The sequence below is a fragment of the Vibrio sp. 070316B genome (genome assembly GCF_013114115.1).
Taxonomy (GTDB): Bacteria; Pseudomonadota; Gammaproteobacteria; order Enterobacterales; family Vibrionaceae; genus Vibrio; species Vibrio chagasii_B.
Map to the genome: position 1 here is coordinate 84048 of NZ_VTYC01000014.1, position 24174 is coordinate 108221.

Below are 24174 nucleotides of genomic sequence, written 5' to 3' on the forward strand. Positions count from 1 at the left end.
CATCAATTCATTCCTTTGTTTATTCGGCCATAAATATGAGAATGCCAAAGAATAAATCTCGAAAATGATTATCGAAAATCTCTTCTAAATCTCAATTGTAGGACAGATCTTGATGATGTTTTTACAATTGCCCCAAAGATTTCCTCTTTAATTTCAATGTACTATTTGGTTCGATTGAAAAGAGTGAGGGTAGTACGTGGGAATCGAAGCTTTAGCATTTGTTATGGATGCGCTAGTCACGGCATGTTGTATGTACATTGCATCTAAAATGTCGTTTGTGGTGGCGGACTTTAAGTCTCTTCTGACGATAGCGATCATCGTATCTTTAGTCTCTATGATACCGACAGTGGGGTGGGTTCTAGGGCTTATATTGTTCGTATTTCTACTTGGGAAGGCAACCCATTCGAGTATTGGTGATTGTATTTGGGTGGTGGTGTTTACCAAAGTGGTGTCGATGGCCGCGTTCCTGATATTCGGCCGACTGTTCGTATAACCTAATATTCACTTAATATCTAAAGTAGTAAGCCAAAATCTAATGTTCGAATAGAAAAGAGGTGTGACATTGTCACACCCCCTAAATATCTTTTATGTCCATTGGTTGTCTTTACTTAGGTAACAGTACAGCGTCAATGACATGTATCACACCGTTGCTCGCTTTAACGTCTGCTGTTACGACGTGAGCTTTGTTGATCATTACAACACCATGGTCAGTACTAATTGCGACTGGCTCACCCTGGACGGTGACTGCGCTATCTAGTTTGACCAAATCTTCAACCATTACTTTTCCTGGCACCACATGATAGGTGAGTATTGCGACCAGTTTGTCTTTATTCTCCGGCTTCAATAACATATCTACCGTGCCTTCCGGTAGAGCGGCAAACGCTTCATCTGTTGGTGCAAAAACAGTGAACGGGCCTTCTCCTTTCAGTGTATCCACTAATCCTGCTGCTTTTACTGCCGCTACTAACGTTGTGAAAGAGCCATTATCAACCGCTACATCAACGATGTCTTTTTTCGCTCCGTGGTGTGCTGCGTGTGCAAAAGTGGTGAACAGAAGTGTTGCTACCAGTACTGACAGAGTCTTGCTTAAATAATTCAACATATGTAGTCCTTTGAGTTTGTCCGTTATTTCCGAGAGGTACTACGAAAGCCTAAAAGAGATAGATCAACTTATTGAATTTTCGTGTCGAGAGTTTTGGCAGGGTAAGCGGGCAGATGATGAAAAATTATGAGTTAAATATTTGTTAAACTTCCGTTTTTTTACTTATAGTTAATTGGTGATTATTCAATTAATGGATGTGAATATGAGGTCTGTTTTACCTGTAGTACTTTCCGCGGCTATTTCTATGCCTGCGCACAGTGGACTAGCTCCTAGTGAGGGCTTTAGTGGTAACTTTAGTATCTTGGCTGGTTTCTATTCTGACAGCAGTAATTTGAGTACCGAACAAGACTCAAATCAAGCAACTAATACCATGGAAGGTGATGGTGAGAATCAAGGTTTACTTGGTTTTCTTGGAACCGTTAAATATACCTTTGGTGAATCCCTTACTCACCAAGTTTATGCCGGTACTACCCGAGAAGATATTGCGACCGGTACCATTGCATTTGAAATAGGTTATCGACAACAACTCTCTGGTGGCACCATATTAGATGTTTCCGTGTTACCGACACTCATCTCCGGTAAGGCTTGGTCTGATCCTTATGCTGTAGGTGTGAATCGAAACGAAACCGACGTGAAAGGTAATGTTGGGAGGCTGCAACTGACTAACATCGGTGGCACTGCTTTCCAAACAGACTTCGCTATTGGTGAATCTGATGTGGATGATGAATTATCGGGTACACAAAACTTACTGGGGTTAACTGGCGAAGAAATAGCGCTATTAGATAGGGAAAGAACCTACCTGTACGCTAAAGCAGGTTATCGCTTTATATTGCCTAATCAGGCCGGTTTGTTAGTGCCTTCTATGGTTTATTTCAATTCAGACGCTGAAGGCGGTGCACTCAGCTTTGATAGCTACGGTATTGAGTTGAACTACGCTAAGCGAATTGGCCGTCACGGTTTTGTTGTTACGTTAGATGCGAATGACCGTCAGTACGATGAAGTCAATCCAATCTATGGAAAAACTCGTGAAGAGAACGAGTACGGTGCCTTCTTAGCGTATGAGTTTGGTGGGTTGATGGGTTATGAAGATTGGTCGTTTATCACCTTACTTGGTCTAAGAACGATTGATTCCAATATCGACTTCTATAATTCTGAACAGGTACTCGCGAGTGTCGGTATCGACTATAAATTCTAAGGGTTAGATATTCTAAGGCGTTGTATAACGTTCCGATTTTGTTGAGTTTATTATCTGTTTAATTATTTCGAGCACTTATAATCTTTAAGGTTGTAGGTGCTCGTTGCTATCCGTAGGATGAAAGTCGTTCAGTTAAAAAGATTAGATAGTAAGGAAACGCTTTGGAAATAAAAATTAGACATTTAGAAGCAACGGATAGCCAAGATTTATTCGATATTTATCGCCGTCCTTCGGTTTCAGAAAACACGTCACAAAAGCCTTATCTCAGTTCTGACCAAGTGGAACGGCTGTTTGGTCATTGCGATCATTTTACTCTAGTTGCAGAGTCTGCTGAAAAAGTTGTGGGCCATATTACCTTGTTTATGACGACTAAGGTGAGAGACAGACACAGCGCAGGGCTTGGTATTGCCATTCATCCGGATGTTCACGGAAAAGGAATTGGCAAAGCCTTGATGCAAGAAGCCATCAATCAGGCGGACAATTGGTTAAACCTAATCCGCCTAGAGTTAGAGGTTCATGCCGATAGCCACGCTGCGATTGCTTTATACGAACGCGTAGGATTTCAGTTAGAGGGGACTAAGCGATTGAGTACCTTTAAAAACGGCAAGTACATTGATATGTTGCTGATGTCGAGAATAAAGCCTGAATATCTAGCATCTTGAATTCGCTCTAGGTGATTGAATTTATAATCTGAATAAGAATTAAATTACCGCCATAAAGCCATAAAGCCATAAAGCCATAAAGCATAAAGTCCTCAAACTGCAGAAGTTTGAGGGCTTTGTACTTTCGTCCTGAGTTGAGGTGTGTTGACTAACTAGCACGAGCACTGTTTTTTGGTAACCAGCACTTATGGATTATCAATTCCGAAGCCATTACGAAGTGCGAACTGGATTAGCTCTGTATGGTTATCGAGTTCGAGGATATCTAACATTCGATATTTGTGCGATTCGATCGTTCTTGGGCTTAAAAACAGTATGTCGGCACATTGCTTAGCGGTGTAACCTTGCGCCAACTGCGTAAGTACAGCGCATTGTTTTTTTGTAAGTAACAAGAGTTTTTCACTCTCATTGATATTACTGGCTTCATCACTTGTCACACTACGAGTCATTTTTGAGTGTTGCCAAAAACAGAGCCAAACATCACTCAGCATTTTGATTCGCTTCAAATCACGCTCTTCAATCGGAGTGTCGTAACGCTTGAACCTAGAGAAACCGATAGCGCCCCATTGTTGCCCAAATAACGATAAGCTTACGATAGCGTGCCAATGAGCGTCTTCTTGATAGAGTTCACGTAGCGGATCGATCTTGTGGTTTGCGAGTGATTGCTCTGGAAATAGCTGCCAACACTCTTTAGAGCGTAAAAGCTGTAGATATTCAAGGTAGTTGCCTTTTAGAAAGCGCTCCATCTCGAGTGGGGGCATTCCGACTTGAGAGACAGACATGCTTTTCCCTGTATCCAAAAGAATCATCGAGTTTGGAAACAGAGTAAGCCTATCTAACTTAAACCAAGCAAGGGCCTGCTGAGCGAGTGACACAAACGTCTTATCAAAATCTTTTGGCTGACATGCGGTCAAGGTGTCGGTTTGGTGTGTGAGGAGATCTTCAAAGTTATCGAATTGGCTATCTTTCATATTGACCGTCATTTGTGATTTTCGAACAAAATAACGGCAACAACTTAAGCGTGTCAACTAAAGCTTCGAATGATGCACTGATTAAGGAATATTTTGTACTTAAGTGTTAGTTATGCAGAGTAACGTGGTAAGTCATATCGAGAATCGGATTTGCCCGAAAACACGTACGCTAATGCTTAGCTATCACAGAGGTTACGAGCTATCCCGGTCACTTAACCTACTAAGATATAAGATTTTATTTGAATAAAACCTTCTGTGCTGGCAATGATGAACTACATTTGAAAGAGATGTAATGATACATTTTCATGTGTGAGATTGTTGGAGGAGGAATAAATCATTGTTAGATCCAACCATAGGCACACAAATACAGTGGCCATGTGATTTACCACAAGGTCTTATCGATAGCTTACTTGAGATTGCCGTATTTAAAACCGGTATCCAAAGCTTGGAAATTACACAAAAGTTTCAAAACTTACCCGGTGTTTTTTACATTCTAAGCGGTTCCGCTGGTATCTGTTTTTCGACCCAAAACATGAAAACTTATCGGGGGGCGTGATTGGAAAAGGCGATTGGATGGGGGCCTTGTCCATTCATGCTGAATATAATCTGTTTGCAGTCGCAGAAGAAGTCGAGCCTGTTACTATGGTGCTTTTCCCGTCGGAGAAGGTATTAGAGCTAGCTGAAGAGCAGTGTATGGTATTTAAGTGGTTACTGCACTGTGGTACCAGAGCCCAGTCGATTTGGATGCAGGCATATCTCTCTTCTATTCACGAGAAAGAACAGAAAACAATTTATGTACTTCTTGAGCTCGCAGCGCGTCAAACCAATATAGCGGGAGCTACCTTGAGTGTTAACGTGTCACAAACTCAGTTGAGTACGATTACTGGCATCTCTCGTTCAAGGTTGAACGAGGTGTTGAAGGGAATCGAACAAGCTGGCTTGGTCAAGATCCAACGAGGCAAGGTTTTTATTTCAGATGTTGAAGGATTATATGAACTCATCTCGCCAATGAACTTAATGATCCGAAACCCTATTGACGAGATACACGGTTAAACGTCTGATCTTGATAGAATGATTGAAAGCAAAATACCTACAACTTTATAGGTAAATCATAGGTTTGTGTTCTTTTTGGAACATACACAGGCCCATTGTCTCTATAACTTTCGCTCTAGATTTATAAATTTAATTTCGAGTGGAGTAAGATGTTATGAAAATGGCTGTTTTAGAATACAAAGTGTGTGGGGTAGGCGAGTGGATAAAAACGAGAATATCAAGCCGCTGCGCGTACTTACTTGCTGCTGAATATGAATTGATGGGATGGCCAATCAAAATCGACGGAGAAGTGTTTTCTGCTGAGAACGCATAGTGCAAACGCGCACCAATAGGGCGAATACGGAAAGGTAGTTACCCTAAAGTTGATACAAAAAAAGCTGGCGATTGAATGCCAGCTTTTTTATTAAGACGATCAACAAATAGCGTTTACTTGTTCACGAACTCTTTGAATTTTTGCTTGGTTTCAGCGTCGGCTTTTTCATACCAGAAGTACAGCATTTCTTCGGCCGTGTTAGACGCGTTGCCATCAATTTTTGCTGGTAGTGTTACTGGTTGAACAACTGCAGCGGCTGTAGCACCTGTCGTTAATGCTGCAATACCACCTGTACGGTTGTATTCTTTCGCTTCTTGAGGGTATTTACGGCCAATCTGCATGCCATCTTTGGTTAATTTGTCTTGCTTAACACTGACTGCATTTTGGTTCTCATCAACCAATTTCCAATCTAGGTTCTGAAAGCCTTTTCTCGCTTCGTTAGCGTTGCGGAACTTCGGCATGTCGAACGTTACTGTTGTGTCTGTAGCATCAAAAGTAGCAATAATTGCGTCACTATCGACAAACTCACGGTCGTTACCTTGACTAAAAGCGATCTGATATTGGAAAACGATTTGGTTTACACCGTCTGGCACGGTGATCGTTTTGCTTGAAGAGAAAAAACCACCCTCAAGATCAGGTTTAGCCTCATTAACCGCTAAGACTTCAACTAGAGCATCTGCGCTAGAGGGAACTTCAATTTTTACATCAGCTAACACTTGTGGTGCTGCGATAATTGTGGAAAGCAGCGCAATGGATTGTAATGTTTTCATAATCATACAGTTATTGGTGTGAGATATTTTACAATCTCACGCAGAACAAAGTATTTCAAGTTACCTTGTCTCGATTTGGCAAAATTCACCGAAACTTAACCTAAGCCTAATTATTGAGTGTGTTACCTGTACGTTTCTTATCCGCATAAGAGTGGTTTAGTTCATCTGGTGGGGTGATGTCATCATCAAAAACCTCAGTATCAGTAGGTGACTGAAGCGTGATGTAGATAGGAACAAAAGCACATACCCAAATCGCATAAATGGTAATGACTCGGTTCAATATAACAAACCATGGCTCACTACCGGACTCGGAAACGTAGTATCCAACGAGAGTAAGTAAGGTACAGACAATCGCCCACATAATGGCTGAAAATGGCTCTTTAGTGGTTGATGCGAGCAGGATTATCGTAATGTAAGGTACAGCCATCGCTATGCCTAATGGTACGTGATAGTCGACGACAAAAATGAGCGTAGCGCCCGCCGCCAACAGTAGATGTGGACCAATACTAGGTAGGTTCAATTTCATATGACACCCCAGTTAACCGGTTTTACGTTGTTGGTTGAGTTTGTGTATTAAGCGTGTTGCTTGATGGCTGTTTACCATGAGTCGATTGATGAGCTGTTGCAGCAGTTCGGCTTCAGGCATGATGTGCTGCTCTGTGGTTTGCGCTGCAGATATAGCGAGCTCAAGTACCTCATACATCTCGTGCTTAGATGCAATAGTGATGACGGCTTTTAAAGTTCTCGATAAATCATCGGGTTTATCATCCGAGAAGAGGGCGATTAGCTCATCAATTTCATTCTCTAATTCATCAACTAAGTTGTTTAAACACTTCAGCTTTTCATTGCCTGCTAGCTTATCGCCTTCGAGTAATGGGCTACGAGATATTTCTTCTTCTGTAAGAGGCAGTTTGTTCTTAGGTGGGCGTGTCAGCATGGTGACATTGCTATTACTCGTTTCGGTTGATTGGCGAGAATGAACAGATTGGTGTCTGTTTATCTCAAACTGATGATGAAACTCATTAATGGCATTTTGTAAGCTGTTTTTTTGCAATGGTTTCGTAAGGACAAAGTTCGCCCCTGACACAAGAAACTTGTCATGAGCCTCTTTAAATACATCCGCAGTACAAGCAAAAATAACCGTGGTTAACTTAAGTTCATTGCGGATCTTTTGAATCGCCTCGATACCACTCATGTTCGGCATGTGATTATCCATAATGATTAAGTCATATTGGTTTATAGCCAATTTATCGAGTGCCTGCAGCCCGTCATAGGCATTCTCAACAGTCATGTTTATAGACTCACAGAACTTCTTGATAACCATGGCGTTGATTTTATTGTCCTCTACGAGAAGCACAGTGAAGTCTTTGAGCGTTTTATTAATGCTGGTGGACGCTTGTTCAGTAGCTTGTTTTGCTAGTTCGTGCATTTCTAATGGCAAGGAAATAGTAAACCGAGTACCGACATTCAGTTGGCTGGAGACATCAATGGTTCCTCCCATCAATTCAACCAGTTGTTTGACTATTGATAACCCTAAACCCGTTCCGCCGAACTTACGCGTTGTAGAGAGCTCTGCTTGCTCGAACGCTGTGAAGATGTGGTCAACCTTGTCTTCAGCAATACCTATCCCCGTGTCGGAGACCATAATGTTGACCGATGGTGGTGTAGTAGGGGCGATCTCGAACTCGACTTCGACCTTACCTGACTCGGTAAACTTAACGGCATTTCCGGCTAGATTAAATAAGATTTGGCGCGTTCGTGCTGAGTCGCCAAGCAGTTGAATATTGGTTGGGATATTATCCTTAATAACAAAAGATATCCCTTTATCGGTGGCGAGCGGCGTTAGCGTTTTGTCTAGGTGTGTGACAACGTCGGTTACGGAAAATGGACTCAGTTCGAGCTCCATTTTACCTTGCTCAACTTTAGAAAAATCGAGAATGTCATTCAGAATGGTGACAAGGTGCTGCCCTGAGTCGATGATGATTTGTGCCTGTTTCCGAGTATCGGCACTTTGAGAATCTTCTTTGATGATTTGTGCAATACCTAATACGCCGTTCATAGGGGTTCTTAGTTCGTGACTCATTGTCGCGAGGAACAATGATTTTGCCTCACTCGCTTTTTGTGCTTTATCTGCCGCTTCTTGATAAGAGAGGTTGTTACGTTTCAGTTCAAAGAGTCGGTGAATGAACAGAATTAATGAGAACGCAAACGTAAGCAGTGCAAGTGCGATGATTAACTTGACGGTTAGCCCCTTTAACTCGTCTTGGCTATCCGTTAGCTGATGCTCTATTTGCTCAATATACTCCATGCTATGCACAGAGAGTACTTGGGATAAGAGTTGGCTTTGCTGCTGATTTAATTCGGTAAATGTCTGAGATAGCTTGGCTAGTTCAGAATTGCTTTCAGCTTGGATAGACGCTCCAGCGAATAGGATGCTCGTGAGCATTTCACTCTGGATACTTAACTGTGACTTGGGGGAAAAATCAGAGCTCGCAGACTCTGTGTTGGTGAGTAAAAGGGTAAGGGATTGTAGGATAAACTGACGAGCAACACTTAACCCCACCAAGTTGTCTAGCGTGTCGACATTAGACATGGATGCGTTGTGGAAATGCTCTAAAAGCTGGCGAGTTTGTAGACTTTGGAAAAACGTAGAATGTATGTTCTTTCCTTGATAACTCAAGTTGAGTACTTGTAGTTCCCTTTCTAGCGTTACCAAGTTCTCTGATAGCTGATAAGGGTTTGAAATTCCGGTGAGGGCGCTGTTCGTTATCTGATCACGCATCTCTAGGATTTCATGGCCCAATTCTCGAACTGATTCGCCATATCTTGCGACTTTTTCATGTTCAAAATAGGTAAGCATAATGAAGCTCATTAAGCCTATGAAAAGCGAGATGAACAATAAAAAGATGAGCCTGATCTTATTCATTTTCAAACTCCACTAGTATTTCGGGGCGTTGCCCAGTGAGTGTCTCGAGAAACACCTTGATGTCACTGATTGTTTGTTCTTCAAACGTTTTACCAAGCTGACTTTCACCCATTATTTTAATGGCCTCTTCTAGGGTTTCGGTTTGACCATCATGGAAATAAGGTGCCGTGATCGCGACGTTTCTTAAGCTCGCGACACGAAATAGATGCTTGTCTTGTGGTTGCTGAGTAAACATAAAGCGACCTTGGTCTTCACTTCGCTCGGAGCCTGTTTTTGATAATCCGAAGTAACCAAAACGCATCACCATGCCTCCACCAATATTGGTGCCTTGGTGGCAGCGAATACATCCTTCTTCTTGAAATGTTTCCCAACCACGTTTTTCAGCGGCTGAAAGTGCAGCAGTATCGCCACGTAAATATCGATCAAAAGGGGAGTCGGGGGTGGTTAAACCGCGCATAAACTCAATGAGTGCGGCTTTGACAGAGGCGGTATCAATCGCCATTTCTTGGCTTTTAAATAGGTCAATGTAGGTGGGTGACTTAGATACATAATCGGTAATTAGATCCCAGTTAGAGTCCATTTCGTCCACATCATGTACTGGTCCGTCTATTTGATCTGAAAGGTTGTTTACCCTACCGTCCCAAAAGAATCGGTAATTGAAAACCGCGTTGAAGACAGTAAGAGAGTTGCGCATTCCGGCACCATTTACCCCAACAGATACAGGAATCACCTCAGCACCGTTGGTTTGAAGGCTGTGGCAGGTTTCGCAACTGACGCTGCGATTAGAGGAAAGATTTGGATCTTTGAAGAGTACCCAGCCAATTTTCGCCAAATCGTGATCGATTTCAGTGGCGTTAGGAATTGGAAAGACTTTGATAATAGATTTCGCGAGTTGGCGGGTTTTATGCGTGTCGTTTGCATGCGAATCCGCATGAGACGAATCAGCAGGGTGATGGTCTTTGTGCTCAAAGGAAGAGTGAGAGTTTGAAGATGCACCATCATAAACCAGTATAGCGATCGAAACACAAATAACAGTTATGCTTATTCCAGCCAAGTAGGATGTCTTCATAGCATCAGTTCCATCTAAATTTAATCCATTAAATCAATTCAGGATCCGTCTGAATCACCCCTTATTTACCTTGTGAATCATAAGGGTTCTCTTGTAAATCTAGTTTCATAAATCTAATGTTGCAAGATAAGGAGTAGGGATAGGAACATTGGCTGATAGATACAGAAAAGCCGTGGAAACTACTTTGAGTCACCACGGCTTTGTATTTGACTATGTATTTAATTTAGTTGTTCAACTCAAAATACATAATTCAGTTTTGCTTATTTAGCTTGAGCAGCTGCCGCTTCAAGTTGCTTAAGTTTGCCCTGCAGCATGTAAGCATTTTGGTTGAAGTTGCCTGGGTTCAGTACTTGGCTGTTCTGCATTGGGTAATCAGGTAGCGTCTGCATGAACTCTTGTACCTTGCCGCCAACTGGTACGAATAGCCACATGTTGTCTGCCATCCAGCGTAGGTACATGCCAGATTCGTGTGGTGCTTTTTCGAATGGGTCAGCACGTAGGTGTACTACTTGTGGCCAGTTTGGTTGGAAACGTACAGCATCTGTGATGTTACCGTCCATAACTGCGAATGAAATCTTGAAGTCATTCCAACGAACCGCGTTTAGCTCTGCGTTTGCTGAGAAGTAAAGTAGGCTGTCACGAGGACCTTTCTCTTCTTTACCTTCGAAGTAAGGCATGAAGTTGTAACCATCTAGGTGTACACGCCAGTTTTTACCGTTGTATGTAGCACCTTTGTCAGACGCTAGCTTCTCAACCACTTTATCATCACCAGCTGCCGCTAGAAGAGTAGGGATCCAGTCTTGGTGAGCCATGATATCGTTGATCTTGCTACCCGGTTTGATTACGCCAGGCCAGCGAACTAGTTGAGGAACACGCATACCACCTTCGTAAGTCGTACCTTTCTCACCGTGGAAGTAAGTTGCACCACCATCAGGCCAAGATACGGTCTCTGCACCGTTATCGGTAGAGTAGATTACGATCGTGTTGTCTGCGATTTTAAGTTCATCAAGCTTGTCTAGAAGGATACCAACTTGGTCATCGTGCTCTAGCATGCCGTCAGCGTAGATGCTGATACCAGATTTACCTTGGTATTTTTCTTGTAGACGAGTCCACACGTGCATACGTGTTGTGTTGTGCCAGATAAAGAATGGTTTGTCAGCTTTCACTGCTTTTTCCATAAACGCTAGAGATTCTTCTAGGAACTCTTCATCCGCGTGTTCCATACGTTTACGCGTCATAGGACCTGTATCTTCGATCTTACCGTCAGCAGTAGACTTGATTACACCACGTGGACCGAAGTTCTTACGGAACTCAGGATCTTTAGGGTAGTAGTATGTCTCTGGCTCTTCTTCTGCATTCAGGTGGTAAAGGTTACCGAAGAACTCATCAAAACCGTGGTTTGTAGGAAGGTGTTTGTCTTGGTCACCCATGTGGTTCTTACCGAACTGAGCTGTCATGTAGCCCTGTTCTTTAAGAAGGTCTGCGATAGTTGGAGCCCAGTCTGGGATACCGTGATCAGAACCTGGCATACCAATGGTAAGTAGACCTGTACGGAAAGGTTCTTGACCTGTTAGGAATGCAGCACGACCAGCTGTACACGATTGTTGACCGTAGTGGTCAGTAAATAGTGCGCCTTCGTTAGCAATACGGTCGATGTTAGGTGTTTCGTAACCCATCATTCCGTTGTTATATGCACTGATGTTGAATACACCAATGTCATCACCCCAGATAGCAAGAATATTTGGTTTTTCTGCTGCTGTCGCTGCTGAAGAAGCTGCTAATAAGCCAACACCTAATGCTAGTTTATTAATTTTAGTACCCATAAGGACTCCGATTCACTTTTAAGATTAATGCGTTAGAACAACACATCGATGGACAAATGTTATTCCCAAAACCGGGTTCCGTCCTTTTATAGTGTTTATAACCAATCGTTATGATGTAGGGTTAAATTATTGATTAATAGGAGTTTAACTTGATACTTCTAATAAACCCTTAGTTTACATGTGTGATCCCTATCAAGTTTGTAGATGCAAATTAAACCAGTAAGTTTTGTATCCGTGTCTCATAAAAATGACAAATAGATTAATAGTTTAGCGAATCTCGCGATCGTTCAAAAAATGGACTATACGTTGTAGGGCAGGATGCAAATAACTAACGAAGAGGTTTCTATGACAGCGAAATATGGCGTCAAACGTCGATTAGCGATTTTGGGTACTGCGATGATGGCGGCTTCCACCACCACATTCGCGGCAGAAAAACCGAATATTCTCGTCATTTGGGGTGACGACATTGGTCAATCTAATGTCAGTGCGTACACCTTTGGCTTAATGGGGTATCAAACTCCGAACATTGATAGCATCGCCAAAGAAGGCATGATGTTTACCGATTACTACGCAGAGCAATCTTGTACCGCAGGTCGCTCTACCTTCATTACAGGTCAAAGTGTACTAAGAACAGGCTTAAGTAAAGTAGGCTTGCCGGGTGCTGATATTGGCCTTCAAGCAGAAGATGCTACGATTGCAGAACTGCTTAAACCTATGGGTTACATGACAGGTCAATTTGGTAAAAACCACCTTGGCGACAAAGATGAATTCCTTCCAACAGCGCACGGGTTTGACGAATTTTTTGGTAACCTTTATCACCTAAATGCTGAAGAAGAACCAGAAAATGAAGATTACCCAACCGATCCAGAGTTTCGTAAGAAATTCGGCCCGCGTGGTGTTATCAAATCATTTGCTGACGGCAAGATTGAAGATACGGGCCCATTAACACGTAAGCGTATGGAAACCGTTGATGAAGAAACGCTCGATGCCGCGCTTGATTTTATGGATCGCGCAGTGAAAGCCGACAAGCCCTTCTTCGTTTGGTGGAACGCAACACGTATGCACTTCAGGACTCACGTGAAAGCGGACAGTAAAGGTGTGACAGGCGTTGGTAACTACGCTGATGGTATGGTGGAACACGATCGCCATGTTGGGCAACTACTGAAGCAAGTCGACGAGTTAGGTATCAAAGACAACACGATTGTTTTCTACTCAACGGATAATGGTCCACACATGAACTCTTGGCCTGATGCGGGTACAACACCGTTCCGTGGTGAGAAGAACACCAACTGGGAAGGCGCATACCGTGTACCAGCAATGGTTCGTTGGCCGGGTAAAATTGAACCTGGAACTATTTCTAACGAAATCATGCATCACATGGACTGGATGCCAACATTCCTTGCTGCAGCGGGTGATGATCAGATCAAAGAGAAGCTACTCAAAGGTCATACCGCGGGTGATAAAACCTTTAAGCTTCACCTAGATGGTTATAACTTCCTTCCTTACCTAACGGGTGAAGAAGAAAAAGGTCGTCGTCACGAAATCTTCTACTTCACAGATGATGGTGATTTAGCGGCGCTTCGTTATAACCAATGGAAAGCGGTATTCATGGAGCAACGAGCTACGGGTACTATGCAAATTTGGGCTGAACCGTTTGTGACCTTGCGTCTTCCTAAGTTGTTTAACCTTAGAATGGACCCGTACGAAAATGCTGATATCACTTCGAATACATACTACGACTGGTTGCTTGACCACGCGTACATGTTCGTTCCAGCACAAGCCTATGTTGGCAAGTTCCTAGAAACATTCGCTGAATATCCACCACGTCAAAAAGCAGCGAGCTTTAGTTTGGATCAGGTTATGGAGAAACTTCAGGAGTCTCATAACAAGTAATCGACTACTTGGATATACCAACTGGATGAAAAGAGCTCTTCGGAGCTCTTTTTTATGGGTGCAGTCGTGAGCAGCCACATGTCCTGAATATGAATCACAACAATCGAGCTCATGGTCACTAAATAATTGTAAATTAGTTGTTTTTGCGTCTACCTTATTAAGCATAAGGATGTATAAAACAAGGAATGTTATGTCTGCATTGTTGTGCTCACTAGTGAACGGATTGAAACACCAGCGAGTTGCAGTATTATCCGCGATTATCACGATATTGAGCTTCAATGTTTGCGCGAGTGAACAAGCGTCGCCTGTCAGTGATAAAGCTACTAAAGCCGTGTCTAAATCTACGGAAAGCGGTTCGTCAGCCACGTACATAGGCTCAGAGGCTTGTATTGATTGCCACAGCGCAGAAGTCGAAGCTTGGCTGGGCTCTCATCATGATATGGCGATGAAGCACGCCACAGGTGATTCCGTTTTAGGTAATTTTGATAACCAAACCATCACGCATCAAGGTAAGCCAAATCGTTTTTATCGCAAAGGTGATGAGTTCTGGGTCAACATTGAAGGGCCAGATGGTCAATTCAAAGATTACAAAATCAGTTATACCTTTGCTTTTGAACCACTTCAGCAATATATGGTTGAGTTTGAAGACGGTCGTGTTCAGCTCATTCCTTTTGCTTGGGACTCTCGCACCGAGAGTGAGGGAGGACAGCGCTGGTTTCACCTCTATCCCGATACAACCAACACCGATGAATTTTATTGGACCAATAGCGGCCAAAATTGGAATTTCATGTGTGCTGATTGCCATTCAACAAACCTAGAAAAGAACTACGACATGGCAAGCAACACCTACAGTACAACTTGGTCTGAAATCAATGTGGGTTGTGAGGCGTGTCATGGCCCTGCAAGTGAGCACGTTGAACAAGCAAAGCAAGCTGTTCATTCTGCTAAAGCCAATGGTGGTAAAAGCGTTCAACTCACGGCGCATTATGGTTTTGACCGCGATTTGTCTAAGTCGGTCAAAGAGTGGGTTTACCAAGAGGGCAATTCCACCCTTCAACCGAAAGACATCATTCATACCAACCAAGTTCAAACCTGTGCTCAGTGCCATAGCCGACGCACACAACTGAATGAGACGGCGGATCACGTCAATGGCTCGTTTTTTGATAAATACCGTTTGAGCTTAATTAGCCCGGAACTCTATCATCACGATGGTCAAATCTATGATGAAGACTATGTTTACGGTTCATTCCTACAGTCAGCGATGGCTGAGAAAGGCGTCACTTGCACGAACTGTCACGATCCCCATACCGCAGAGCTGAAAATTGCGGAAGAAGCGGTATGTAGTCAGTGCCATATTGCATCGGAATACACACCAGAAAAACACACTTTCCACCAGGCAAACACAGAAGCTTCAAAATGTACCACTTGCCACATGCCTGAAACGACGTATATGGAGGTCGATCCGAGACGTGACCATAGCTGGCATGTGCCGCGTCCAGATATTAGCCAACATATTAAAACGCCGAACGTGTGTACCAGTTGCCATGAAGACAAAACCGATCAATGGGCCGATAAGCAAATTGGTCAATGGCTCCCTGATTCTAAATATCGAAACCAACAGCATTTTGCTGTGGCTTTTTACGCGGACTCAATAGGGCACAGAGGCGCGGAAGATGCACTGGCGTATTCGGCTCAGGATTCTAGCTTAAGTAATATTATTCGAGCATCAAGCTTGGAGCGCTTAGGTGGCAATACGGGCAAGAATACACTTATCTCATTGGCAAGAGCGGTGAAACACGATGATGAAATGATTCGTTTGGGTGTTGTGCAAGGCTCGTCTGGTTTCCCATTTACTGATCGTTGGCAGATTCTAGAGCCATTACTGAAAGATCCTGTATTGTCGATTCGCTCCGAAACTGCAGGTGCGTTGGTGCGCTATTGGGGAGAAATGAATCCTCTGCAGAAAGACCAAATTAAGCCTGCATTGGAAGAGTACATTGAGATACAGCAATTCAATGCCGACAGAGGGTTTGGTCGCACTAACCTAGGTAACGTTTACCGAGATTTAGGCCAATATCAAAAAGCGATAGATTTCTATTTAGGGGCTATCGAAATTGAGCCTTATTTCGAAAACAGTTACGCCAACTTGGCGGATTTGTATCGAGCGCAAGGTAACGAATCAAAAGCGCTGTCGACGTTGAAGCAAGGTATTGAAGCTCAGCCGAAATCGAGTGTATTGCCATACAGTGCAGGGCTGTCACTGCTACGAGTGAAAGACTATGACCAAGCAACGCGTTATCTAAAACAAGCGGCAGAAACAGCACAAACCGATCCGCAATATTGGTATGTGTATGGCTTGGCATTGGAAAAGTCAGATGTACTTGCGGCGAGCCAGTCATTACACAAGGCTTATCAATTTAGCCGAAACCCTCAACATTTGTATGCACAGTGTGAGGTGTTGGCGCGAAACAGCCATATACCGGGTGTGCCAAAAGCATTTGAACAGTGTATCTCATCATTGAGCAAAGTGGCGCCGCCAGAAGCCATTAACCAACTGAAGGCCAGGCTCAAATAAAATGATGAGGTTAGATTGGTTATGGTGGTTGTAACGTTTTACACCATAACCACTTATTGCGTTTATAACCAATAGTTATCGAGCTTGTGAGTAGGATGTACGCAGCCAGTTTGAATAAAGGAAGACCTATGAACCATGCGCAGCAAGCAATAAACCAACTGATTGAACAAACAGAAAAAAGTGTTATCGGACAGAGCCACGTCGTTCGGGCTCTGGTGATAGGGTTATTGACCAATGGGCATGTGCTTTTAGAAGGGCTTCCTGGCACAGCGAAAACACGTTCAGTAAAGTCGCTTGCCAACTTATTAAATACCAGTTTTGGTCGAATCCAGTTCACACCAGACCTATTGCCATCAGATGTGACGGGTACAGAGGTGTATCAAGAGCTAGACGGGAAACCTCAACTGCACTTCCAACCGGGGCCTATCTTCAACAGTATTGTCCTAGCCGATGAAGTAAACCGTGCGCCAGCTAAAGTACAAGCGGCACTGCTTGAGGCGATGGCTGAAGGCACGATCACAGTAGGTGGTGAAACTCACATCCTTCCTGACCTATTCATGGTACTCGCTACTCAAAACCCAGTTGAGCAAGAAGGTACATACCCGCTACCTGAAGCGCAAATGGACCGTTTCATTATGAAAGTGACGGTTGATTACCCAGAAGATGAAGCAGAGCGTGACATCATTCGCTTGGTTCGCAGTGAAGAGCTAGGCAATGAGACCAGTTCCGAGCTAGTGACTCCGCAGCATATTGAACCTGAATTAGTGCTTGAGGCACGGCGCCAACTTCCAGAAATCGCGGTGTCTGATTTAGTTGAAAACTATATCGTGGCGTTAGTTATGGCAACTCGAAAGCCGGAACGTTACCCAGAATCTAACTTGTCCAAATGGATTGAAATTGGTTCGAGTCCACGTGCTTCTATCGCTCTAGATAAGTGTGCTCGCGCTTATGCTTGGCTACAAGGGCGTGACCACGTCACGTTGGATGATGTTCGTGCAATGCTGCCAACTGTGTTGGGGCACCGATTCTCACTGTCTTACGATGCGCTTGCTGACGGGGTCGACCATCAGAGAGTCGTTGAAGAGCTACTTGATAACGTAGAGATCGGATAATAAGGGGGCGTCATGGCGAAGCCAACACAAGCTCCCAAATCGCAAGGCCTTGATCCAAGACTGTACTGTGATTACTCAAAGTTAGTGCGAATACAGGCGCAAGCTGAGTCATTTTCTCTGTTGCCTCACCTAAAAGCGGGCAGTGTCCTTTCGGGAAGGCACAATTCGTTGTTTCGTGGTCGTGGTTTGAACTTTGAAGAGTTACGGCATTACCAACTCGGTGATGATATCCGTAACCTCGATTGGAAAGTTACCATGCGAACTGGGAAACCACATGTTCGTAGCTATACCGAAGAGAAAGACCGTAATGTGATGATCTGTGTAGACCAACGCAGCTCAATGTTTTTTGCCTCTCAAGACACCATGAAGTCCGTCGTTGCCGCTGAAGTCGCGGCATTGTGTGGTTGGCGGGTTCTTAAGGATGGAGACCGCGTCGGTTTTGTTTTGGCGTCACACCAAAAGCTATTTCACACAAAAGCGCAGCGTTCTCAGTCTGATTTACTATCCCAACTCAAACACCTTGCTAAAGCGAACCAAAGTCTGGGCGTGAATGTGAGTGACAATGAAGGAGTCGGGTTTACTCAATGGATCGAATTGATTAAGCGAATGAGGTTAAAGCAGTCGACGTTGATCTTCATTAGCGATTGGCGTGATTGCCAAGAGCATCACCTAGACCGTTTGAAACAACTTCAACAGCATAACGATATTCTCGCCATCATGGTCACTGACCCATTGGAGCGCTCACTGCCAAGAGATCTTGCAAGCGCAAACTGGGTGGTGGGTGACGGTCGTTTTCAATTGAGCCTAGATAGCCAATCTAAGGTCAACCTTGCAAGCGAGAGCCTGGCTCAGAAAGCAGCACTTCAAAAACAATCTCTAGCTAAATTAATGGCGATGAAAAACCTTCCGTATATCGAATTAGACACGTCTGGCAATCATATCTCCCAGTTACAAAAGTTAGTGGGAGGGCGCTAAATGACAGTCGAACATACGCCTCCTAGTACTTATATCCTGCGTGAACTTCACGATGTGGCGATACCTAATAGTGTTAGCTGGGCTCCACAAACCATCGGTTGGAAGATCCTTGGCGTTATCTTGTTATTAGCGGCTCTCTACCTGGCCTATCGTTTGGCGCTAAGATGGTGGAATAATCGCTATAGAAAAGAAGCACTTAATGAATTGATGTTATTGGATGCGAGAGACATAAACTCCCCTGAGCAGGCTTTTAAAGTGCTTAAGGTTGTACTGCGTTATCTAGACAGCAGCAATGCAAAGCTGTTTGGGCAAGCTTATGTGAAACGCTTGAATGATTATCTTCCTGTGAATGGGCAAACAGAGAGTAACAACGCATTCTTTGCTGACGAAATCTCAGGACTATGGATGCAAAGCCTCATTGATCCAAAGGTACGCTTGACCTTTGAACAGCGCACGGAAGTCATTCAAACCTCTATGATGTGGCTAAAACTTCATAAGCCTGATGTTCAAGTGGTGGTTGAGGGGCAAGCAAATGATTAATCTCTTCTCTTCTAGCTTTGAATTTGCACATCCTTTGTGGTTCGTTGCACTGCCTTTACCTCTGTTGGTCTACTTAGCGGTGCCGGCATATCGCATCAAACAAATGGCCATTAAAGTGCCGTTCTTCCACGAATTGGTGGAAGCGATTGGGGAAGCACCTTCTGAAGGGGCAAGTCAATTGACGCCAAGCTGGTGGCAACGCACCACACTCATTATTACTTGGGTTTTGGTTGTTTGTGCCTTGGCTAAACCGACCATTCTTGGTGAACCTCAAGTGCGTGAACAATTAGGTCGAGATGTCATGGTGGTCGTTGATTTATCTGGATCAATGGCAGAACAAGACTTCACATCTAAGCAAGGCAAGAAAATCTCTCGCTTGGAAGCAACGAAAGAGGTGTTGGCGGACTTTGCGAAAACCAGAAAAGGCGACCGCTTAGGTTTGATACTGTTTGGTGATGCTGCGTTTGTACAAACTCCTTTCACTGCTGACCAAGATGTATGGCTAGAACTATTAAATCAAACAGATGTGGCGATGGCAGGGCAGAGTACTCACTTGGGTGATGCGATTGGCTTAGCGATAAAAGTGTTTGAGCAGAGCGGTAAGCAGATGTCTGTCGAACAAGCCCAAAACGATATCGAACGTGAGAAGGTTGTAATTGTACTTACCGATGGTAATGACACAGGCAGTTTTGTAGAGCCAATTGATGCTGCAAAAGTGGCTAAGGCGAAAGGGGTTCGTATTCACGTTATTGCGATGGGCGATCCTCAGACTGTGGGTGAAGTAGCCTTGGACATGGAGACCATCAAGCGTATCGCCTCTGAATCTGGCGGTGAGGCGTTTGAAGCGCTAAACCGTGATGAACTCAGCACTGCCTACGAGCAAATCGGTCAACTTGAGCCTCAGTTATACGAAAGCACAACCTATCGACCTAAGCAGGGCTTACACCACTATTTAATGGCAGTCGTTGTACTCATGTATCTCACTGCATTTAGCCTTGCAACGGTAAGACGTCGCCGTGCCGTTCGTTTGTCGAACCTTGAAACGAAAGGAGAGAGTGATGTTTGATTCTCTCGCAGTTCAACAGTTTTTTACTCAGTTTCATTTTATTCGCCCACTCTGGCTCTTAGCATTCGTGCCGATGTTTTTCTTACTTTGGTTACGTTGGCGAGAAGAGACCAAACCGAGCTGGAAAGATATTCTGCCAGAGCATTTACGTAATGCGCTGACGATCGGTGAGACCGGGTGGCGCAAACAACTGCCACTCAAGCTGCTGATGGTTATCGTGACTATTGCGATCATTATTTGCTCAGGGCCAACGTGGCAGCGTGAAGCATCGCCATTTGGTGAAGACAAAGCCTCAATGTTGGTGGTACTTGATAATAGCGAATCCATGCTAGAAAAGGATTTACCTCCTAGTCGCTTAGAGCGCTCGAAGCAAAAAATTCGAGACTTATTGGCGGCGCGCAAAGGCGGTAATACAGGTCTAGTTGTGTATGCAGGAAGTGCACATGTCGCGATGCCGGTTACTCAAGATAGCAAAGTTTTCGAACCGTTTTTGGCAGCAATTACCCCTGAAATTATGCCTGTTGATGGTAAAGCTGCTGAGAAAGCCCTGCTTTTGGTTCAGCAACAATTGTCTGGTGAACCGGGTTCAACTGTGTTGCTGGTTTCTGATGGCGTAAACCCTACTACCATCAAGGCGTACGAAAAGTTCTTCAATGAAAACAGTTACCAGCTGTTGATCTTGGCCGCAGGTAATAGCCAAATTGTGAGTAATAACCCAATAGACCTTGATTCATTGAGCACGTTAGCCAAGGCTACCGGTGGTCGCTTGATTGAAGTGACGGTAGATGACTCTGACATCAAAGCGCTTAACAGTGCGGTTGAGCGCAATATGCAGCTCAATGGTGAGTCTTCAATGCCTTGGAAAGACATGGGTTACGGCTTGTTGTTCCCTATTGCTTTGATCATGTTACTTTGGTTCCGAAAAGGCTGGCTCGTGCAGTGGTGTCTAATAGGAGCTGTTACGACAGGTACCTTTTATACGCCAAATACAATGGCAAAAACGGTTCATCTGACGGCGGACAGACCTGCTGAAGTGGAAACATTATCGGCTTGGGATAAAACTGCCCAATGGTGGTGGGATTTATGGCTGACTCCGGACCAACAGGGTCAGCGATTGTTAAATCAACAAGAGTATCTAGAAGCGGCGAAACACTTTGAGGATCCACTTAGGAAAGGCGTCGCTTACTACTACGCACGCGAGTTTAAGCTTGCCCATAGTGCCTTCTTACAAGTCGACAGTGATTTTGGTTTATACAACGCGGCTAGTGCTCTAGCTAGGCAACGAGAGTATCTGGCTGCACGAGATTTGCTGAAAAGTTTAAATGATAAGCCTGACCTTGACTCTAATTTAAAGCCTGAGGTTCAGCACAACTTAGCCGTGGTTAATGGCATTGTTGAAGAAGTTAACCGAACCAGTGAAAGCCAAGCAGGGACGACGGATGGCCCTGAAGAATCGTTTGAACTAGACGAGGATAAGCCACGTACGGGCGATGGTGCAGAAGAGGAGACAGTTGCTGAGCTCATGTTAAAAGAAACGCTCAATGCCAATGAAATTCTTGGTAGTCAAGAGCTCGCTGATAAGTGGTTAAAGCGAGTAGAGGCAGATCCTAAGTATTTTCTTCGCGCTAAGTTTCAAATCCAGCTGCGTGAACCTTCAACAACATCTAACCAGGAGAAAAAGTAATGAACTTCAGTCAGTCTTTGTCTCTCGGTCAGCATAGAGACTCTCAACCAACCGAGCCGTTAAACCGTCTACGACATGGTCTCAGTATGATGTTGTTGGGGTTAATTATTGCTCTTTGTTCGCCTTCAGCTTATGCCCTTGATATTTATGATTTGCAACGCAGTGGCGATGTTGAACTGATTGCGTGGGTGGGAGAAAAACCTAAGCAGGGCGACAAGATAGCGCCAACTAAGGTGAGTGTGAATGAACAAGTAATTTTGAATATCGAAGTCGCAACACCACGCTGGTTTACGGGTGGCACACGCATCGGTAGCATCGAAATCCCGAACGTGATTGCTAAGCAGCGTAATCAGCTTGCAACGAATTACACCGAGAGAGTAGGTGGTACTACTTGGTCTCGCCAGCGCTGGGAAATCACCCTTTATCCGATGGCATCGGGTGCTTTTGTTATTCCTACCTTGCCTGTGAGTATAAAGGTGTCAGCTCCCGATGGTTCTAACGTGACTGGTACACTTTACACCCAACCGATTAAGTTTGAAGCTTCGCTACCTTCTGGGTTATTGAGTGAAGACTCGCCTTGGTTCGCAGCAACGGATGTTGAGGTTGAGCAAAAGTGGCAACGCTCTAGCGATGAGCTGAAAGTCGGCGATGCAATCACTCGAACAGTGGCCATTAAGGCAAAAGACAGCTTATCTGTGTTGTTACCTAACGTACTAACCAACGAATCTACACAGCAGTATCAAGCCTATCCGCAACCGAATCGTCTTGATGATACCCAAGAGCGAGGGGACTATCGTTCAAGCCGAATTGAAGAATCAGTCTATGTGATTCAACAAGGTGGTGAACTGACGCTTCCTGAATTCAAGTTTCAATGGTGGAATAGTGATAAGCAACGTTTAGAAGATGTTGTTATTAAGGGCGAAGTGTTTGAAGCCAAGCACACATTACGTTCTTTTATTAAAGCCTATATGTCGGTATTCATAACGATTGGTTTAATCTTATTAGTAGGTGCGGTGCTGTTTGTTATTGGTAAGCGTTATTACGCGGCTCGACCAACACCGACTTGGTTGGTGGTCCATCGTTTGATTAAACAAGGAGAGTGGGCAGAACTGCGAACGTTTATTTACCGTCAATTGCGACAACACACTTCTGAGTTAGAGTTAGCAAAAGCCAGTAATGAAAATTCATGGCAAGAGGACAGTACTGCTCTTCAACAAGGTCATGAAAATAAAAGCGTGTTCAAGCGTTTGTTGCAAGGGTTAAAAAAGCTACCCATTACCAATACAAATGGAAAACTAGACTCTTCGCGGTCGATCGTAAGTCGCTTGAAAATTCCTAAAGCCTTGCCAGACTTAAAAGATAAAACTAAGTAGCCACGTGATGCTCTTGTATCGTTGAAATACCTATAAAAATTCAAGGTTTATCGAGGCATTACGCACAACTTTTAGCAATTCGCATCGAACAAAATCAGCAGGTTCCCTACTATAGGGAACCTGCTTCTTTAATATGGAACTGTATGAAAAGTACCGAGCTAAATCTAATTCCTATATTTGTCGCTATCTATGAAGAGCAGAACTTATCTAGAGCTGCTAGCCGCATGGATATTAGTCAGCCAGCTGTGAGTAAAGCACTTGCAAGGCTGAGAGATATTTATGATGAGCCACTGTTTCACCGTACCACTTCAGGTGTTGAGCCAACTACTTTCGCGATGGATATCTACCCAGCGATGGCGGCCGCACTGAAGAACTTTACGTCGACCTTGTCTGCATCAAGAGACTTTGACCCTAAAACCTCCGGCCGCGTGTTCTCTATCGCCTGTGTGTCGGCGGCGAGCTACGAAATGATGCCTAAGGTGATGCAACTGATTAGCCAGGTAGCACCGGGTATTGCCTTAGAAATTCACCCTTTGTTTACAGAAGACTACGAGTCGGATCTAAGACTACAAAGACATGATGTAATCATTGATATGACGCCAAAAGGAAGAACGACGCTAAAGCATGAGGTGATTTCTACCGAACAGTTGGTGGTGGTGTGCCGCACTGATCATCCAACTATTGGCGATAGCATCGATATGACACAATTTTTGTCGCTTGAGCATGTGGTGGTATCCAAATGGCATGCACGCCGAAGCCTATTGAGTTCGGAGCACTATAGAGACCTTGAGAAACGTCGAGTAGTTTATAGAGCAGCAGGTGTAGTTGAAATGTTGCCGGTTATCGAAAACTCAGATTATATCGGAATGCTTCCGATGTCGTCGGTGCGTTGCTTCTCTGAAAAGTACAAGGTTAAAACGCTAGCGCTGCCGTTCGAACTGGACAACCTCGATATGTGTATGATTTGGCACCCAAGCCGCACTAACGAACCAAGCCACAAGTGGTTACGCGCCAAGATCAAAGCCGCAGCAAAAGAGGTCTCGGCTTAGCGCTTTCGTTAGCTGAGTGGTGGTTT

The 24174-nt window shown here is 44.2% G+C and carries 20 protein-coding genes and 1 pseudogene; 14 read left to right on the forward strand and 7 right to left on the reverse strand.

Annotated elements, in window-relative coordinates; all coding sequences use genetic code 11:
* Window positions 1-196 precede the first annotated feature (196 nt).
* Window positions 197-493 (forward strand): hypothetical protein, encoded by a 297-nt coding sequence (locus F0251_RS12605; protein ID WP_086713803.1) that lies wholly within the window; start codon window positions 197-199, stop codon window positions 491-493.
* 111 nt (window positions 494-604) lie between these two features.
* Here the strand turns inward: F0251_RS12605 and F0251_RS12610 are convergent, their stop codons facing one another.
* On the reverse strand, window positions 605-1102 hold the full coding sequence (locus tag F0251_RS12610; protein ID WP_171731088.1) for a fasciclin domain-containing protein: 498 nt from the start codon (window positions 1100-1102) through the stop codon (window positions 605-607).
* 202 nt (window positions 1103-1304) lie between these two features.
* Here F0251_RS12610 and F0251_RS12615 point away from each other — a divergent pair, with 202 nt between their 5' ends.
* Window positions 1305-2297, forward strand: a complete 993-nt coding sequence (locus tag F0251_RS12615; RefSeq protein WP_171731089.1) for a DUF2860 family protein — start codon at window positions 1305-1307, stop codon at window positions 2295-2297.
* Between the two features lie 161 nt (window positions 2298-2458).
* Complete coding sequence (locus F0251_RS12620) at window positions 2459-2959, forward strand: GNAT family N-acetyltransferase (RefSeq protein WP_171731090.1); 501 nt, start codon at window positions 2459-2461, stop codon at window positions 2957-2959.
* Window positions 2960-3144: 185 nt separating this feature from the next.
* Here the strand turns inward: F0251_RS12620 and F0251_RS12625 are convergent, their stop codons facing one another.
* The gene (locus tag F0251_RS12625) at window positions 3145-3927 is read right to left on the reverse strand and encodes a LuxR C-terminal-related transcriptional regulator (RefSeq protein WP_171731091.1); all 783 of its coding nucleotides are present in this window, start codon (window positions 3925-3927) and stop codon (window positions 3145-3147) included.
* A 337-nt stretch (window positions 3928-4264) separates the two neighbouring features.
* Here F0251_RS12625 and F0251_RS12630 point away from each other — a divergent pair.
* Window positions 4265-4980 (forward strand): annotated as a pseudogene (locus F0251_RS12630) (Crp/Fnr family transcriptional regulator).
* 154 nt (window positions 4981-5134) lie between these two features.
* Window positions 5135-5293: a hypothetical protein gene (locus F0251_RS12635; protein WP_171731092.1), complete on the forward strand. Its 159-nt coding sequence runs from the start codon at window positions 5135-5137 to the stop codon at window positions 5291-5293.
* 113 nt (window positions 5294-5406) lie between these two features.
* Here F0251_RS12635 and F0251_RS12640 read toward each other — a convergent pair whose 3' ends face one another.
* From F0251_RS12640 to F0251_RS12660, 5 genes are all read right to left on the reverse strand, one after another.
* Window positions 5407-6063, reverse strand: a complete 657-nt coding sequence (locus F0251_RS12640; protein WP_171731093.1) for a DUF2057 family protein — start codon at window positions 6061-6063, stop codon at window positions 5407-5409.
* Between the two features lie 106 nt (window positions 6064-6169).
* Complete coding sequence (locus tag F0251_RS12645) at window positions 6170-6589, reverse strand: hypothetical protein (RefSeq protein ID WP_171731094.1); 420 nt, start codon at window positions 6587-6589, stop codon at window positions 6170-6172.
* 12 nt (window positions 6590-6601) lie between these two features.
* Window positions 6602-8989 (reverse strand): ATP-binding protein, encoded by a 2388-nt coding sequence (locus F0251_RS12650; protein ID WP_171731095.1) that lies wholly within the window; start codon window positions 8987-8989, stop codon window positions 6602-6604.
* On the reverse strand, window positions 8982-10058 hold the full coding sequence (locus F0251_RS12655) for a cytochrome-c peroxidase (protein WP_171731096.1): 1077 nt from the start codon (window positions 10056-10058) through the stop codon (window positions 8982-8984). Before F0251_RS12655 ends, F0251_RS12650 begins: the two co-directional genes overlap by 8 nt.
* Before the next feature lie 260 nt (window positions 10059-10318).
* A complete protein-coding gene (locus F0251_RS12660) occupies window positions 10319-11881 on the reverse strand; it encodes an arylsulfatase (RefSeq protein ID WP_061031050.1) in 1563 nt (520 codons plus the stop codon).
* Window positions 11882-12226: 345 nt separating this feature from the next.
* Here F0251_RS12660 and F0251_RS12665 point away from each other — a divergent pair, with 345 nt between their 5' ends.
* The 9 genes from F0251_RS12665 (at window position 12227) to F0251_RS12705 (ending at window position 24148) form a co-directional block, all read left to right on the forward strand.
* Window positions 12227-13774 carry an arylsulfatase gene (locus F0251_RS12665; RefSeq protein WP_171731111.1) on the forward strand — a complete coding sequence of 516 codons (1548 nt, stop codon included), beginning with the start codon at window positions 12227-12229 and terminating at the stop codon, window positions 13772-13774.
* A gap of 190 nt (window positions 13775-13964) precedes the next feature.
* Window positions 13965-16349 (forward strand): tetratricopeptide repeat protein, encoded by a 2385-nt coding sequence (locus F0251_RS12670; RefSeq protein ID WP_171731097.1) that lies wholly within the window; start codon window positions 13965-13967, stop codon window positions 16347-16349.
* 128 nt (window positions 16350-16477) lie between these two features.
* On the forward strand, window positions 16478-17461 hold the full coding sequence (locus F0251_RS12675) for a MoxR family ATPase (RefSeq protein ID WP_105058109.1): 984 nt from the start codon (window positions 16478-16480) through the stop codon (window positions 17459-17461).
* Window positions 17462-17473: 12 nt separating this feature from the next.
* The gene (locus F0251_RS12680) at window positions 17474-18436 is read left to right on the forward strand and encodes a DUF58 domain-containing protein (protein ID WP_128164099.1); all 963 of its coding nucleotides are present in this window, start codon (window positions 17474-17476) and stop codon (window positions 18434-18436) included.
* The gene (locus tag F0251_RS12685) at window positions 18437-18976 is read left to right on the forward strand and encodes a DUF4381 domain-containing protein (protein WP_171731098.1); all 540 of its coding nucleotides are present in this window, start codon (window positions 18437-18439) and stop codon (window positions 18974-18976) included.
* Complete coding sequence (locus tag F0251_RS12690) at window positions 18969-20042, forward strand: VWA domain-containing protein (RefSeq protein ID WP_171731099.1); 1074 nt, start codon at window positions 18969-18971, stop codon at window positions 20040-20042. Before F0251_RS12685 ends, F0251_RS12690 begins: the two co-directional genes overlap by 8 nt.
* Window positions 20035-21726, forward strand: coding sequence for a VWA domain-containing protein (locus F0251_RS12695; protein WP_171731100.1), 1692 nt, complete (start codon window positions 20035-20037; stop codon window positions 21724-21726). Before F0251_RS12690 ends, F0251_RS12695 begins: the two co-directional genes overlap by 8 nt.
* 86 nt (window positions 21727-21812) lie before the next feature.
* The gene (locus F0251_RS12700) at window positions 21813-23099 is read left to right on the forward strand and encodes a BatD family protein (RefSeq protein ID WP_253821631.1); all 1287 of its coding nucleotides are present in this window, start codon (window positions 21813-21815) and stop codon (window positions 23097-23099) included.
* Between the two features lie 143 nt (window positions 23100-23242).
* A complete protein-coding gene (locus tag F0251_RS12705) occupies window positions 23243-24148 on the forward strand; it encodes a LysR family transcriptional regulator (protein ID WP_171731102.1) in 906 nt (301 codons plus the stop codon).
* Window positions 24149-24174: the final 26 nt, after the last annotated feature.